Genomic DNA, 14,600 nt, shown 5'->3' with positions numbered 1-14,600 from the left:
GGCTCTGAGCTTTGGCATAACATGAAAATTAATGAACATATCGAAATGTTGGAGATTACTTTACAGATTGGTGGGAACCAGATGGTCATCCATCCAGTCGTCGTCCGAGACGAGCACGCTTATGCATTAGTGGATCTCGGAATGCCGGGAAGTCGCGGCACCATTATGGAACTTTTGACCCAAGCGGGTATTGAACCGACGAAACCCCATTCCATTATTCTTACCCATCAGGATCTCGATCATGTGGGCAGCTTACCGGAGTTCAAGAGCGAGGGCGTGGACGTATATGCGCATGTGGACGACCAGCCTTATATCGATGGCTTGAAACCGATGATCAAGTTAAGCGAAGAGTTTAAAAAAGGGCTGATTGCGTCTTTACCTCAGGACCTTGCGCCCGCATTCGAGACCACTTTTTCGGGAAAAGTAAAAAATGTGACCCGACTGCTGGCAGACGGGGAGAAGCTGCCATTCGGCGGAGGTCTTACGGTCATTCATACGCCCGGACATACGCCGGGACATATTAGCTTGTACCATGAGTCCAGCAAAACCCTCATTGCCGGTGATGCAATGGTCGTCGAGAATGGAAAGCTTAAAGGACCCAATCCGGCAGTTACGCCTGATCTGAGTACAGCACTTGCGTCGCTGCGCAAATTCAAAGCTTATCCGATCGACAATGTCATTTGCTATCATGGAGGCCTATTCCAAGGTGATGTCCAAGCCGTGATTGACGAATTGACTGAGAGTTTGTAATGAACGGCGATGGTCATTCACCTCAAAGCTTAACATGGAAGCAGAATAGGTGGTTCCGGTTTCTGGTCACTTGTTCCATTGCCATCTTAGGCGGATTCTTCTTTCAATTGATCCATATGCCGATTCCCTGGCTGTTGGGCTCGATGGTTTTCGTCCTAATCGGCTCCAAAGCAATGAGGGGCTTTACGCTCTACTGGCCTGGTCCAATCCGCAATACCGGTATGATCATCATCGGTTATACGTTGGGGCTGTCGTTCACCGCGTCGACTCTGGTGCAGATCGGGCACCAATTGCCTACGATGGTTCTGTTTACTGCACTATTACTTGTATGCGCTGGAGGCATCGCGTTTATTATATCGTTGCTGTCCGGTATTCCTTTTCCGACCGTGCTTATGGGTAGCATTCCCGGCGGGCTGAGCCAAATGGTTTCACTGGCTGAAGAAATGAAAGGCATCGATCTGACGATAGTTACCTTTTTGCAAGTGTCCCGGCTGATCATGATCATATTCTGTGTACCGCTGCTCATCTTCAGCCCGCTGTTTCACAATACAAGCAGTAACAGTGCCACAGCCACTTACTCCACCGGAACTACAGGGCAGGAGGTCTTGTACTCGCATTTATGGCTGTTTGCAATCGTATGCGTACTGCTAGCACTCCTTGGACAAAGAATCAAGTTCCCGACTGCATTCCTTCTTGGGCCGATGATCGGCACAATACTGCTGAATTTGTCCGGATATGAAGGCCATTCATTGCCGACATTCGTACTCAACCTCTCGCAGCTAATGCTGGGGAGCTACATCGGGCTGCTGCTGAAGCCGGAAAACTTGCAGCATAAGGTCAAAATTGTACTGCTCGCGCTGTTGAACGGAGTGGCACTGATCGGGTGCTCAATGTTGTTAAGCCTGCTGCTGACGCGGCTGCATGATATCACTTCTGCCACGTCATTTCTTAGTCTTTCGCCGGGCGGCATGGATCAGATGGCGTTCATTGCCAAGGAAGTAAATGCAGATTTATCGGTGATTACCTGTTATCAGTTGTTCCGAACGTTGTTTATCTTTTTTGCGGTGCCGCCTCTTCTGAGGCTGATCTTCCGGTCGGTGCTGAAGGTTAAAAGAACGGCTCATTAGTTGCCGAGCGGGAGAAAGAAGTGGTGTCTTTGCTGGGGAGAGGTTATACGAATCAAGAAATTGCAGCGGAACACAGTTGGTTAACATCTACTTGAAATAAAACTTGTGTGACTAGAATATAGTCCGATTAAAAACCGTCTATAATGGCGGTTTTTTATTTTGAGGAGTGAAAAGAGTCCAGACTGATGGGTCTAACGACGATTATGAAGTAAACGCCTAGGTTTTCGAAAGAACTTGACCCATGCCCTCCCATTTTCATCTCTATAAAAACTTATTCCAATTAATTTAAGCGGTGTCCAGATCTCATTGAATTCATAATACGGCATATTAATTCGACTCCTGTTCTTGCAACGTAAATATCCATTTTCAGGGTATTTTAGCACAGCAGTTTAAGAAAAATAAATCCCCCATATGGGGGAAGTGCTTGGGAAATCAAGCTTTTATTATTTTTATGCAGGATTTCGAATCTTAAATGGTAAATAAAGGGATGTTTGGTGAAGTGTCGAACAATTGGAGTAACACTAATATTGGAGGTTAATGAAGCATGACACTCATACATAGACTCTCGAATAAGTCCATTCGATTCAAGCTGATCGTGGGCTTTCTTCTGCTTGTCATTCCTTTGCAGCTTCTGCTTATTTTCGATAATTACTACGGGATGAAAGTTGTTCGCGAGCAAGTAGCCAATTCCAATCGCCATTTGGTAGCGTTATACATGGATCAAATTGACCGGAATTTAGAGGAGATTGATAAGTATCTACGAACTATGGTCGCTTTTGAGAACGATTTAATTAAGCTGGATATATCTGCAAAAGTGAATAGCGACGAATATTTCTTGGCGAAAATCAATCTATTTAATAAATTGGAAAGAGATATCCATACTTACAAAGAGATGGATTATCTATTCATTTATTCATCGGTCAATAAAGAACTTATCACGAATCAACCATCCGACGCGACGATAGAACAACTAAAAAAGATCCAATCAGGGATAATTCAGATGCTTCGGGAGAGGGAGGGTTTCCAGAAAAAGGACTTCGAAAAATGGTTTCCATATCAAATTAATGAAGATTACTATATCGTTAAAATACAAAAAATTGGGGATGTGTATATTGGGGCATGGGTGAAGGCATCGAAGTTGATGATTCCTTTCGACTTGCTGGATATAGGGCCTGAAGGGAAATCACTGCTTGTCACAGAAAATCTCATACCGATGATTGACAACGCTTCCATCACTGACAAGAATGACTATTTACAAGTCAGTACACATTCGAAGCAAGGTAATTTCTCCCTGTTGTTCTTGATCCCTTATAGCGTCATCTTGGAACATCTCCCGTTTCTTCAGCACCTTTGGTACCTGGTGATCTTAGGAGCCTTGATGATTTTGCCGATTTTTTATATCTTCCTGCGGCATATTATCTTACTCCCCATTAACCGGATCGTAGAGGTAATGAGACGAGTGCGCGACGGCAATCTGGACCAACGGGTTAAGCAATATCCTGTTTCCTTTGAGTTTGAACTGATGAATGATGTGTTTAATAGCATGGTTTCGGAGATCAAAGCATTAAAAATCACCGTCTATGAAGAGCAGCTGTTCATACAGAAAGCAGAGCTTAAATATTTGCAACTGCAAATCAATCCGCACTTTTTTCTGAACGCGCTGAACACAATTTATAACCTTGCCCAATTTCAAAACTATCAATTAATACAGGATATGTCGGAGTACTTAATCAACTATATGAGATTCATGTTTCAGAATAATCTTGAGTTCGTCAAGCTGGAAGATGAAATCGCTCACACCCGCAACTATTTGCAGATCCAGGCAATGAGGTTTCAGGAGGGGTTTACTTATCAGATTAACGGTGACGAATCGCTTTCCCAGGCATTGATTCCTCCGCTGATCATACAAACTTTCGTAGAGAACACGATTAAACATGCCATTACGATGGAGGAACCGATCCAGTTAACCGTGGACATGGAGCTATGCGAGGATCAGGAGCCCTATCTATGCATCACAATCCGAGACACGGGGAAAGGATTCTCAGAAGAGGCGTTAGTCAAATGGCAGTCAGAAGTTGACTTAGCCCATGAGAACAACGGGTATATTGGTATATGGAATGCCAGACGTCGATTACGGTTGCTATACCAAAGTAGGGCTAAATTGATAATATCCAATCATCCGGATGGGGGCGCAATGGTAGTGGTAAGGCTCCCGTTCGTTCTTGAAAATGAGATCTGAGGAGAGATGACATGTATCAATTACTGATCGTTGACGATGAGATTCATGCGGTAAGAGCCGTTCAAGCTGGAGTGGATTGGGCAGAACTGTCGATCTCCCATATCCATGTGGCTCATAGTGCGAAGCAAGCGATGAGGATATTTGATGAACATCCCATTGACATTATGATTTGCGATATTGAGATGCCTCAGAGCAGCGGACTTGAATTGTTGTCATGGGTAAGAGAGCAACATTCGTTAACGCAATCCATATTTTTAACCTGTCATTCAAGCTTTGCCTATGCGCAGGAAGCTCTCCAATTGGGAAGCCTTGACTATATGCTCAAGCCTGTTAAGTTCAATGAACTGCGAGCAGTTGTTCTAAGAGGGATAGAGAGGATTTGTGAAAAAAGAGAACAGCATGTCAGCATGATAGAGAACCAATATTTCGCCAATCTATGGCATACGAACCGATCTATTTTAATGGAGAGGTTCTGGCAGGAAGTGATGGATCAGAGCCTATCGAGCCCGGAGCGGATACGGGATGTACTGCACAGAAAAAACCTGCCAATCCGAGAGACGGAATCCTTCCTGCCGATTCTGATCTTCGTTCAGCGCTGGGCGGAGAAGTTGAATGCTCAAGATAAGAGGCTTATGGAATATGCGCTTCTGAATGCCGCGGACCATATGATCCTTCACGGCGATGAACATGGCCAATTGGTACGCATGAGCAGTGATATGTTTGTAGCGATCCTTCCTGTACGTGAACAGACCGAGAATCTTATGGAGGATATGAGACAGCTGTGTAAAATCTACATCGAGTCTTGCAACAAATTTTTCCGCTGCGATCTTTCATGTTATGTAAGCGAGCAGGGATGGATCCATGAGATGGCGACCAGATACAACAGCTTGATCTGTATGAAGGATAGCAATCTGAATCGGAGTAACCACGTTTTTTTCTTGAGCGAGGATTTGAAGAGCTCGGAGTCGATCGATGTCCTGCAAATGAACGTCTGGTTAAAGATGCTCGAGCAAGGCGCCTATGACGCCATTCTTTCCGAAGCAGAACGCTATTTGAACTCGCTTAAGGAAGTCGTTGGATTGAAAGCAGAGGTTCTGGAACAATTTTTCCAGAATTTCTTACAGATGCTTTATTCTTTTATTCAATTCAAAGAATGGCAAGCCTATCAGGTTCTTGGGGAAGCGATATCGATCGAGCAAATGTCGCAGGCTGTACGTTCTGTGACTGATCTGCAGATCTGGGTGAAATATGCGCTGGATCAGACGATCAAGTTTAGTTATGTAATGGAGGATACCCAATCGGTCATGGATAGAATCTTAACCTTTATCAAGCAGCATCTTGACGAGGCTATTTCTAGAGAGGATATTGCCCGACATGTCAATTTGCATCCGGATTATTTGTCCAGACGGTTCAAGAAAGAGACAGGTAAATCCATTGTGGAGTTTATAGTGGAAGAGAAAATTGCTATGGCCAAGGAGCTGCTCGTGACCACCAATATGTCCGTAAGCGACATTGCATTAAGTGTAGGCTATTCGAATTTTTCTTATTTTGCAAAGATATTTAAGCATGAGGTACAAATGAATCCAAATCAGTATCGTAAATCCCAAAGGTCAGAATTGTATTACTGACATGTCAGTTTAGTAGTGGCTCGGCAGGGGACTCCAAGATTACAATGTTAACAAGCAACGAAATTACCATTACATTGCGGAAAGGAGGACCACAACCATGTCATCATGGGTAAGTAATGCGAACTTAAAGAAGATGAAGAAATACAAAATGCTTTATCTGATGTTAATACCGGGAGTCTTCTATTTGCTCATCAATAATTACGTTCCCATGTTCGGACTCACGATTGCCTTTAAGGATGTTAACTTCGCCAAGGGCATTATGAACAGCGAGTGGGTCGGATTCAAAAACTTTGAGTATTTGTTCAAAACAGAAGATGCTTACATCATTACAAGGAATACAATTTTGTACAACCTTGTCTTTATTGCCCTTAATCTGGCTGTCGCAGTCGCATTGGCCGTATTATTGAATGAATTGAAAAATCGTTTCTTACCCCGGTTTTATCAAAGTATCCTATTGCTTCCTTATTTAATGTCTTCGGTCATTATTGGTTATCTCGTCTATTCGTTGCTCAGTATGGAAACGGGACTCATTAACAACACGATCCTTCCGCTCCTGGGACATGATGGAATCATGTGGTACAACGATCCCAAGTATTGGCCTTACATTTTAACATTGGTCAAGATATGGAGCACAGCAGGGTACTTGAGTGTCGTTTATTTTGCCGCTGTAGTCGGTATTGATCAGGAGTATTATGAGGCAGCAACGCTCGATGGCGCCAATAAGCTGCAGCAAATTTTTCAAATTACAATTCCCCTGATTATGCCAGTGATTATCATCATGACATTACTCCAAATCGGCCGTATTTTTTATTCAGATTTCGGTCTGTTCTATCAAGTTCCCCTTGATTCCGGTGTCTTGATGCCAACAACCAATGTTATCGATACTTATGTTTATCGGGCGCTGATCAAAAACGGAGACATCGGCATGTCATCTGCAGCAGGGGTATATCAATCCATTGTTGGGTTTATCATCATCCTGATTTCCAACTATGTCGTTAAGAAAATTAATCCGGATAATTCACTGTTCTAAAAAGGAGTGAGATGAAATGATGCCTAGGAAAACGGAACAATGGGTGATGAATGGTATCTTTATCGTAATCTCCTTGCTTTGTTTAACGCCCTTCATCCTGCTTGTTGCATCATCGATATCAAGCGAGAATTCGATTATCAAGAACGGTTACACGTTGTTTCCGACAGAATTCAGTCTGGAGAGCTACAAGTACTTGTTCAAGGAGCCGGCTATGCTGATTCGGGCATATGGCATCTCGATTTTCGTAACCGTAATCGGGACAGTTACTAGTTTGATCGTGATGACGTTACTCGCTTATCCGATTTCACGAAGAGATATGCCGCTTCGAAACGCAGTTTCTTTCTTTATCTTCTTCACGATGCTGTTTCATGGAGGACTTGTCCCTACCTACTTAATGTATTCAAATGTGTTCCAGATCAAAAATACGCTATTCGCCCTGCTGATTCCCGGCTTACTTGTAAGCGCATTCTTTGTGATTTTGATTCGCACATTTTTCACAATGAATATTCCCAGCGAGGTGATCGAGTCAGCTTATATGGATGGCGCCAGCGAATTCACAATTTTTGCTCGAATCGTTCTGCCGTTGTCTACCCCGGTATTGGGAGCGGTTGGCCTATTTCAATTGATCAATTATTGGAATGACTGGTTTAATGGGCTCATCTATATAACGGACAGCAAGCTGTATAGTATTCAAGTCTTGCTCAACACAATTCTATTGAATGCGCAATACTTGGCCAGTAACTCGCATTTTGTTGCTGACATGGGGACACCAGACGGTATTCCCAACAATGGTTTGAAAATGGCGATTGCCGCCATCGGCGTGATCCCTATCCTAGTGACCTACCCATTCTTTCAAAAGTATTTTGCAAAGGGACTTACCGTAGGTGCAGTCAAAGGATAAAGCGATAATGAGTTCCAAAAGGATCGCAACTATTAAAATTGGAGGGTCTGCTATGCGTAATAGGGTAAATATTATGCTTTTGATCATGACATTGTTGTCGATGATACTGGCAGGTTGCAGCAAAGAATCGACCAAGTCCACTGTGGTTGAGGGAGATAAAGGAACGACTATAGCCGGTGATGAGAAGCTGCCGCCATATGAGGTTAAGTTAGTATTTTATGGACCGGCTCAGAAGGATTTGGAATTGGTTGAAAAAGAGATGAGCCAAATCACGCTCAAAAAAATCAATGCGACAGTTAAACTGGAAAGAATTGAACCAGCAGCTTGGGATCAGCAAACCATACTTATGCTCACCGGAAATGAACAAGTCGATCTAATCGTTACGGGAGGCACGGAATTTTCAAGACAGGTAGCGCAAAAACAATTGCTGCCGCTTGACGATCTGCTTAAATCTCAAGGGCAAGACATCCTTAAAGCCCTCCAACCGGAGATACTGGAAGCAACCAAAGTTGATGGGAAAGTTTATGCCATTCCAAGTATTAGAGACTTTGCCTCCAATACCAACGTTATGATGCGCAAGGATCTACTGGATAAATACAAACTAGATGCAAGTAAGGTGAAAACGTTAGACGATTTGGATCCGATTCTGGAGACGATTCGAAAGAATGAGCCTACGATAACTCCGCTTGGCAAGCCAGGTGCTTCTGCGCCTATCGTAAATCGTATATTGGAAAGCAGTTGGGACATTCTGGGTGACAATATTGGTGTGTTAAATAGTTTAGATGATCTCAAGGTCGTCAATTTATTTGAGACGCCGGAGTACGCGAAGCTGTTAAAAACGGTTAGACGCTGGTATGAAGCAGGTTATATTAGCAAAGATGCGGCGACAAGCAAAGAAACAGCAGTCGATTTAATCAAGGCTAACGTCGGTTTCGGCGTCATTCAAAAAGGTAAGCCGGGTGCGCTTGCCCAGACTGAAACGCGTACGAATACGAAACTTGAGCTGGTCAATATCGGCAAGCAAATCACAAGTACAACCAATATTACAGCTATTATGCTCGGTATTCCTGCCAATTCCAAAGATCCGAAGCGGGCCATGATGTTTTTAAACTTGCTAAACTCGGATAGAGATTTGATTAATCTCATCGACTGGGGGATTGAGGGCAAGCACTATGAAAAGGTCGGCAAATCAATTGATTTCCCGTCAGGCGTCAATGCAACAAACAGCGGCTACAACATGCGGCAAGGGTGGATGTTTGGCAATCAACTTCTATCGCACACTTGGATAACGGACAATCCCGATCTGTGGATTGAGATGGATCAATACAATCGAGAATCTAAAAAGTCTGCAGCCCTTGGTTTCAGCTACAACCCGTCGCCGGTAAAAACGGAATTGGCAGCGATTACAAACGTTGTTCGTCAATACCAAAGCGGTCTAGAGAATGGCGCTCTGGATCCAGAAGTCAACCTTCCTAAATTCAATGCTGCTCTTCATGCGGCAGGGATAGATAAGGTCATTGCTGAGAAGCAGAAGCAATTGGATGAATGGTCAGCAAAAAACAAAAAGTCAGGGAGATGAGCTAAATGAAGATATCTATTGGCGGGTATTCGTTCCAAAACACATTTGTACAAGGGAAAATGGACGTTTTTGGTTATTTGGAAACGGTGAAATATCGTTACGGTCTGAACACGGTTGATTTGTATAACGGTTTTTTTGTGGACAAAAGCAAGCCAGTGTGGGAATTGGCAGATGATGATTATCTTCATAAAATTCGTGAAGCCCTGGATGAGAAAGAAATGACAGTCGTTAACTTTGCCATTGATACCGCTTCTTTATGGGATCTCGACAAGGAGAAACGCGAGCTGCAATATCACAATGCATTAAAGCATTTGCGTGCAGCAGATATACTGGGGGCTAAGACGGTGCGAATTGATACAGGAGGCTCGTATTCGAATGATCCAAAAGGCGATTTCTTCGAGATGAGCCAAGAGCAATTTGAGCATATCGTACAAAGATATCAAGAGTATAGCCGGATTGCAGCTGATTTCGGCAGTAAGGTTGGTCCGGAGAATCATATGGGACCTTCGCTTAATCCTCATTTTCTGAAGCAGATCGCTGAGGCAGTCAACCATCCTAATTTCGGTATTTTGCTACACGTTGACCGCTGGAAGGTTGATCCTGAGCAAGGAGACTCCATTATAGCGCCATGGGCATGCCATGTTCATTTTGGAGGCAAAACGTTGGCTGCAGAAGATCGAGCTATTCGTATTGCACAAACGTTGATTGATAGAGGATTTAAAGATTATTGGGCAATTGAGGATAATGCGCCGGGCAATCAATATGTTCAGGTGGAGTGGGCCGTTGCTGCAATGAAAAAAGTATTATCGAATATAAACTAACAGAAGTCAAAGGAGCGAATACAAATGAGTAAAATTCGAATTGGCATTGTCGGTGTAGGATTGATCGGTATTACGCATCTGAAAAACTATGCTCAGATCGAGGATGCTGAGGTTGTCGCCGTCTGTGATATTAATGAGCAAGCCGCCCGGCATGTAGCCGACCAATTTCAAATCAAGGATGTATACACCGATTTTAGGGAGATGCTGAAACGGGCGGACATTGATGCGATCGATGTATGCCTCCATAACAACTTCCATGCTCCAGTGACCATTGAAGCTCTTGAGGCAGGGAAACATGTATATTGCGAGAAGCCGATTGCCGGGACCTATTATGACGGCAATACGATGCTGGAGACGGCCAAAGCTTGCAATAAGATGCTTCATATCCAACTGAACACCCTGTATAAGAAAGAGACCAAAGCAGCCAAAGCGTTAATTGAAGAAGGAAGCTTAGGCAAGTTGTACCATGCCAGATCAACAGGGTTTCGCCGTAGAGGACGTCCGTTCGTGGATGGCTATGGCACCAAGTTTTTCAATCGGAAGGAAACCGCAGCAGGAGGCGCCTTGCTCGACATGGGGGTCTATCACATTGCCCAAATGCTATATCTTTTGGATCTTCCGAAGGTGAAGAGCGTGTCCGGCAAAGTTTATCAAGAGATGGATATGGACGAGGCGAGAAGAATAGAATCCGAGTTCGACGTCGAAGAGCTGGGTGTTGGGTTTATCCGATTCGAAGGCGGGGCAACGCTTGATCTCATCGAGGCGTGGTCGATCCATATGGGAGGTTTCGAAGGGTCAAGTATGATGGGCAGCAAGGGTGGAATACGGCTTCCTTCGTATTCGTCGATATCTCAGACGGGTAGACTCAGCTTTCATACGACCATGGCGGACATGGATATGGACAGCACCGTGAACCTAGATGACATGGAGCTCCGTTGGGGCAGGCTCAAGGAGAACTACGATGCGTACAGCTCCTCGCAACATCATTGGATCGCGGCCTTGCAGGGAAGAGTACCTCTTCTGCCGACTGCGGAGATTGCGCTGCAAACCATGCTGATCAGTGAAGGCGTGTACCTGTCCGACGGACTGGGACGTGAAGTAGCAGCTGAGGAGATCATTGCGTATTCGAAGTCAACCAATGTCAAACTGTAAGGGATGTAGGAATCATGTCGGATCATACGATTGGCCGTAATATGCTTGGAATGCTGAAGGTGTTCAACTTTGTGCTCTATGGGGCACTGGCTATTTATAGCACATTCTTCGCGTTATATCTGAAGGATATTGGGTTTACACCTGTGCAGATCGGACTTCTTGTAGCCGGTGGCCCGCTCATCGGTCTGGTAGCTAATCCATTCTGGGCGTATTGTGCGGATCGGTTTCGCAACAACAAGCGCATTCTGATTATTTGCCTGATCGGTAACTTCATTTGTATGCAATTTGTGTTTATGACGGAATCCTACCCGTTGATTTACAGTCTGATGCTGTTTTATTTCATGTTTCAAAGCCCGCTGTTCACGCAAAGCAACAGCTTGATCCTTAACGTCATTGAGGGGACTAATCGTAAATTCGGAGAGTTTCGTGCGTGGGGGTCGCTGGGATGGGCGCTTATTGCGGTCATTGCCGGTCCGATCATTGGCTGGCTGGGCATTAACAAGCTCTGGATTGTATTCGATGCGATGCTGCTATTCACTATATTCTTTACCTTCCTGATGCCAAGAGGCAATGAAAGGGAGCAGAAAGAGAAATTTACAAACAAAGGCTATTTCACGGTATTTCAAAATAAAAATTTTCTGATCTTCGTCTGTTTGGGCGTGCTTATATCGATTCCAAACTCGATGAATACGACCTTTCTCAGTATCTACATTAGGGGCTTAGGAGGAACAAATACGGTTGTCGGTTGGGCTGCCTTTGCCACAGCCATTCTGGAAGTACCCGTATTTTTGCTGCTGGATCGGTATTTGAAGAAAAATTCGCGCACAATGCTGGGTTGGTTGACCGTGATCAGTCTGCTCTTTTCGGCTCGCTGGTTATTGATGTCTGTCGCGAGCTCGGCTATCCAGGTCATATTCATCCAATTGCTGCATGCCATAACATTCGGTGGCTACTATTACGTTGGGACACAGCTTACTTCGCACCTTGTCCCCGGTGAATACAGATCCAGTGGGCAAGCGGTTTATGGTCTGACATGGGGAGGTATATCCGGAATCATAGCAGGGATACTCGGCGGCTGGATGTTCGAGAATCTAGGTGCACCCGTATTGTACCGTATTTGCTTTGGCATCACGATCTGCGGTTTTATCGGTTTCTACTTATTACAGAATTCGTACCGGATAAATGAGCGTTATGCTAGCGCACAAAGCGAAAAAACAATGTAGTTAGTGATTTTGGAAAGTGAACATGACCCGTAGGAATGCATTCCTTGATGAATGTAACGCCTACGGGTCTTCGCGCGACCTGCGACCAATAATGGTAATATTTATTAAACAGAAAAACCGTTTAGGGGGTTCGACAGTCTAATAGAGGAAGGGAAGTGGTAAGGGAGTGGCTACAGAAGAACAGGTGATCGCAGCACAACGAGGTGACCATGAGGCGTTTCACCATTTGATCAGCTCCAAAAAGGAGAAGCTTTACTCCATTGCTTTTGCATACCTTAAAGATGAAACCGATGCGCTAGAGGTTATTCAAGAAACGACATACCGGGCCTATACCAAGCTCACAAAGCTAAAAGAGCCAAGATATTTTCATACTTGGTTAATACGCATCCTTATCCGTATCTGCATCGATGAACAGAAAAGAAAGCGTAAAGTCATGCCGTTATTTCAATTGCCCGAGCATCTTGCGGCGGATCTGGCAATGGATGACAAAATCCTTCTTGAAGTGGCCGTTGATTTACTCCCGCCTAAATTACGCCACATTATTATCCTCAAATATTACGAGGATATGACACTGTCTGAAATCGCCAACCTGTTGGAGAAGCCGGAAGGCACAGTGAAAACATGGTTGCACAAAGCATTAAATGAACTTCGGATCGCATTGCGGAAGGAGGGTGAACATGCACAACACGTCTGAGAAAGAAATCGACGCTGGAATTTCCGAGCGTATTGAGGCGGCCATCGCGGCTGGTATTCGGCAGGGACAAACAGAGATCAAACGCCGGAGAGAGGAATTCAGAAGACGAATTGTAGGCACCATTACGCTCGTTCTTATATTGTTTTCCTGTATTTTCACAATTAAGGTCTCTCCGGTATTTGCCTCAATGATCAGAGATATCCCTGGACTTGAAAAGTTCGTTGATCTGATCAACAACTCCTACGATAAAGGAATAAAGCTAGCGGTGGACAATGAATTCATCCAGACTGTAGGCATATCCGAGGAGCATGAGGGAATGAAGTTCACGGTCCAAGGAATCATCGTGGATGACTCGCGGATGGTAGTGTTCTACGAGATTCAACTGCCTAATGGGAATGAATCCGTCCTGCTTGATCGGTTCAGTCTGTCGGACACCACAGGCAAGCCAATGGAGGCGTCAGTCGGGTTCAACTATCCGGAGGAGACGAAGCAAGATAGTAAGAAAACGGGCATTCGACGCGGAACAGCAGATTTCCAACTAGTGCAAGGATATTCACTGTCTGACGAGGTGGTGCTGAAAGTGAATCTCAAAAGGCCAGAATCACCAAACTCGTCAAATGTTCCCAAGGAGATGATTACTGGCACGGAGAACACGCCAATCTCCGGGCTGGTAAATATTGGCGGAACGGAATTCGACGTGAAAATACCGATTGATCGGGCACGGTTTGCCGGACTTCAACACGAGTATGTGCTTGGGCAGTCCATCCAGATCGAAGGGCAGAGCATCACCTTCGCCAAAGCCGTCGTTTCCCCATTGCGGGTTTCTCTATATTTAGATTACGACGAGAACAATACAAAACAGATTTTCGGACCAGGTGATATCCGACTGGTCGATGACAAAGGCACCGTTTGGGGAAATACTTCGGCAAATATGGTGAAGGATCATCCTGTTTATCATTTTGAAAGTCCGTATTTTAATTCACCTAAGTCCTTGACCATCGAAGGAAGTTGGTTTCGGGCACTCGACAAAAACCAAACTTATCTCTTAATTGACACGGAGAAAGGGCAGCTGCTTCAGGCACCGGACAGGAAGCTTGATCTATACTCGGTAACGAAAAACGATAATTATACGAAACTTGATTTTGTCCTAAAAGGACTCGACAGTACAGACAAGATGATGTATTCACTAGGTGATGGGGAGTTTACTGATGCGGCAGGCAACCGCTATAAGGAGCACGATCTTCATGAGATTATTAGAGGGTATATGGAGGGATCAAAACCAGGAGAGCAACACTCTTTGTACTATATTGCAAATCAATCTTATAAACAGCCGCTGACCTTAACCCTCAACGATTATCCTTCATACATTCGACAACCATATAAAATTCGTATTAAGTAATATTCGAAACACGAGAGAGTCCAGCGTATAATACAGGTGGCAGCTGGCACACAATCA

The 14,600-nt window shown here is 44.5% G+C and carries 12 protein-coding genes; all 12 read left to right on the top strand.

The annotated features are described in order from the left end of the window. The first annotated feature begins 21 nt into the window (after positions 1 to 21). The 12 genes from GC097_RS00820 to GC097_RS00765 all read left to right on the top strand — a co-directional run bounded on the left by GC097_RS00820 (position 22) and on the right by GC097_RS00765 (position 14,543). Positions 22 to 750: an MBL fold metallo-hydrolase gene (locus tag GC097_RS00820; RefSeq protein WP_171681449.1), complete on the top strand. Its 729-nt coding sequence runs from the start codon at positions 22 to 24 to the stop codon at positions 748 to 750. Next, positions 750 to 1,877, top strand: coding sequence for an AbrB family protein (locus tag GC097_RS00815; RefSeq protein ID WP_171681448.1), 1,128 nt, complete (start codon positions 750 to 752; stop codon positions 1,875 to 1,877). The genes GC097_RS00820 and GC097_RS00815 overlap by 1 nt, the downstream gene beginning before the upstream one ends. A gap of 544 nt (positions 1,878 to 2,421) precedes the next feature. Continuing rightward, complete coding sequence (locus GC097_RS00810; RefSeq protein WP_171681447.1) at positions 2,422 to 4,116, top strand: sensor histidine kinase; 1,695 nt, start codon at positions 2,422 to 2,424, stop codon at positions 4,114 to 4,116. Positions 4,117 to 4,127: 11 nt separating this feature from the next. Beyond that, positions 4,128 to 5,744 (top strand): response regulator transcription factor, encoded by a 1,617-nt coding sequence (locus tag GC097_RS00805; RefSeq protein WP_171681446.1) that lies wholly within the window; start codon positions 4,128 to 4,130, stop codon positions 5,742 to 5,744. A gap of 97 nt (positions 5,745 to 5,841) precedes the next feature. Beyond that, positions 5,842 to 6,774 carry an ABC transporter permease gene (locus GC097_RS00800; RefSeq protein WP_246293865.1) on the top strand — a complete coding sequence of 311 codons (933 nt, stop codon included), beginning with the start codon at positions 5,842 to 5,844 and terminating at the stop codon, positions 6,772 to 6,774. A 16-nt stretch (positions 6,775 to 6,790) separates the two neighbouring features. Continuing rightward, a complete protein-coding gene (locus tag GC097_RS00795) occupies positions 6,791 to 7,675 on the top strand; it encodes a carbohydrate ABC transporter permease (RefSeq protein WP_312875588.1) in 885 nt (294 codons plus the stop codon). A 52-nt stretch (positions 7,676 to 7,727) separates the two neighbouring features. Beyond that, positions 7,728 to 9,254, top strand: a complete 1,527-nt coding sequence (locus GC097_RS00790) for an ABC transporter substrate-binding protein (RefSeq protein WP_171681445.1) — start codon at positions 7,728 to 7,730, stop codon at positions 9,252 to 9,254. Positions 9,255 to 9,259: 5 nt separating this feature from the next. Next, positions 9,260 to 10,075, top strand: coding sequence for a sugar phosphate isomerase/epimerase family protein (locus tag GC097_RS00785; protein ID WP_171681444.1), 816 nt, complete (start codon positions 9,260 to 9,262; stop codon positions 10,073 to 10,075). A 24-nt stretch (positions 10,076 to 10,099) separates the two neighbouring features. Then, positions 10,100 to 11,227 carry a Gfo/Idh/MocA family protein gene (locus GC097_RS00780; RefSeq protein ID WP_171681443.1) on the top strand — a complete coding sequence of 376 codons (1,128 nt, stop codon included), beginning with the start codon at positions 10,100 to 10,102 and terminating at the stop codon, positions 11,225 to 11,227. Positions 11,228 to 11,241: 14 nt separating this feature from the next. Then, positions 11,242 to 12,450, top strand: coding sequence for an MFS transporter (locus GC097_RS00775; protein WP_171681442.1), 1,209 nt, complete (start codon positions 11,242 to 11,244; stop codon positions 12,448 to 12,450). Positions 12,451 to 12,616: 166 nt separating this feature from the next. Continuing rightward, positions 12,617 to 13,144: a sigma-70 family RNA polymerase sigma factor gene (locus GC097_RS00770; protein WP_171681441.1), complete on the top strand. Its 528-nt coding sequence runs from the start codon at positions 12,617 to 12,619 to the stop codon at positions 13,142 to 13,144. Next, positions 13,128 to 14,543 carry a DUF4179 domain-containing protein gene (locus tag GC097_RS00765; protein WP_171681440.1) on the top strand — a complete coding sequence of 472 codons (1,416 nt, stop codon included), beginning with the start codon at positions 13,128 to 13,130 and terminating at the stop codon, positions 14,541 to 14,543. The genes GC097_RS00770 and GC097_RS00765 overlap by 17 nt, the downstream gene beginning before the upstream one ends. Positions 14,544 to 14,600 lie beyond the last annotated feature (57 nt).

Source organism: Paenibacillus planticolens (assembly GCF_013141725.1).
Classification (GTDB): Bacteria; Bacillota; Bacilli; order Paenibacillales; family NBRC-103111; genus Paenibacillus_E; species Paenibacillus_E planticolens.
The sequence above is the reverse complement of the archived record's forward strand: the minus strand, read 5'-3'. Positions and strand labels throughout refer to the sequence as shown.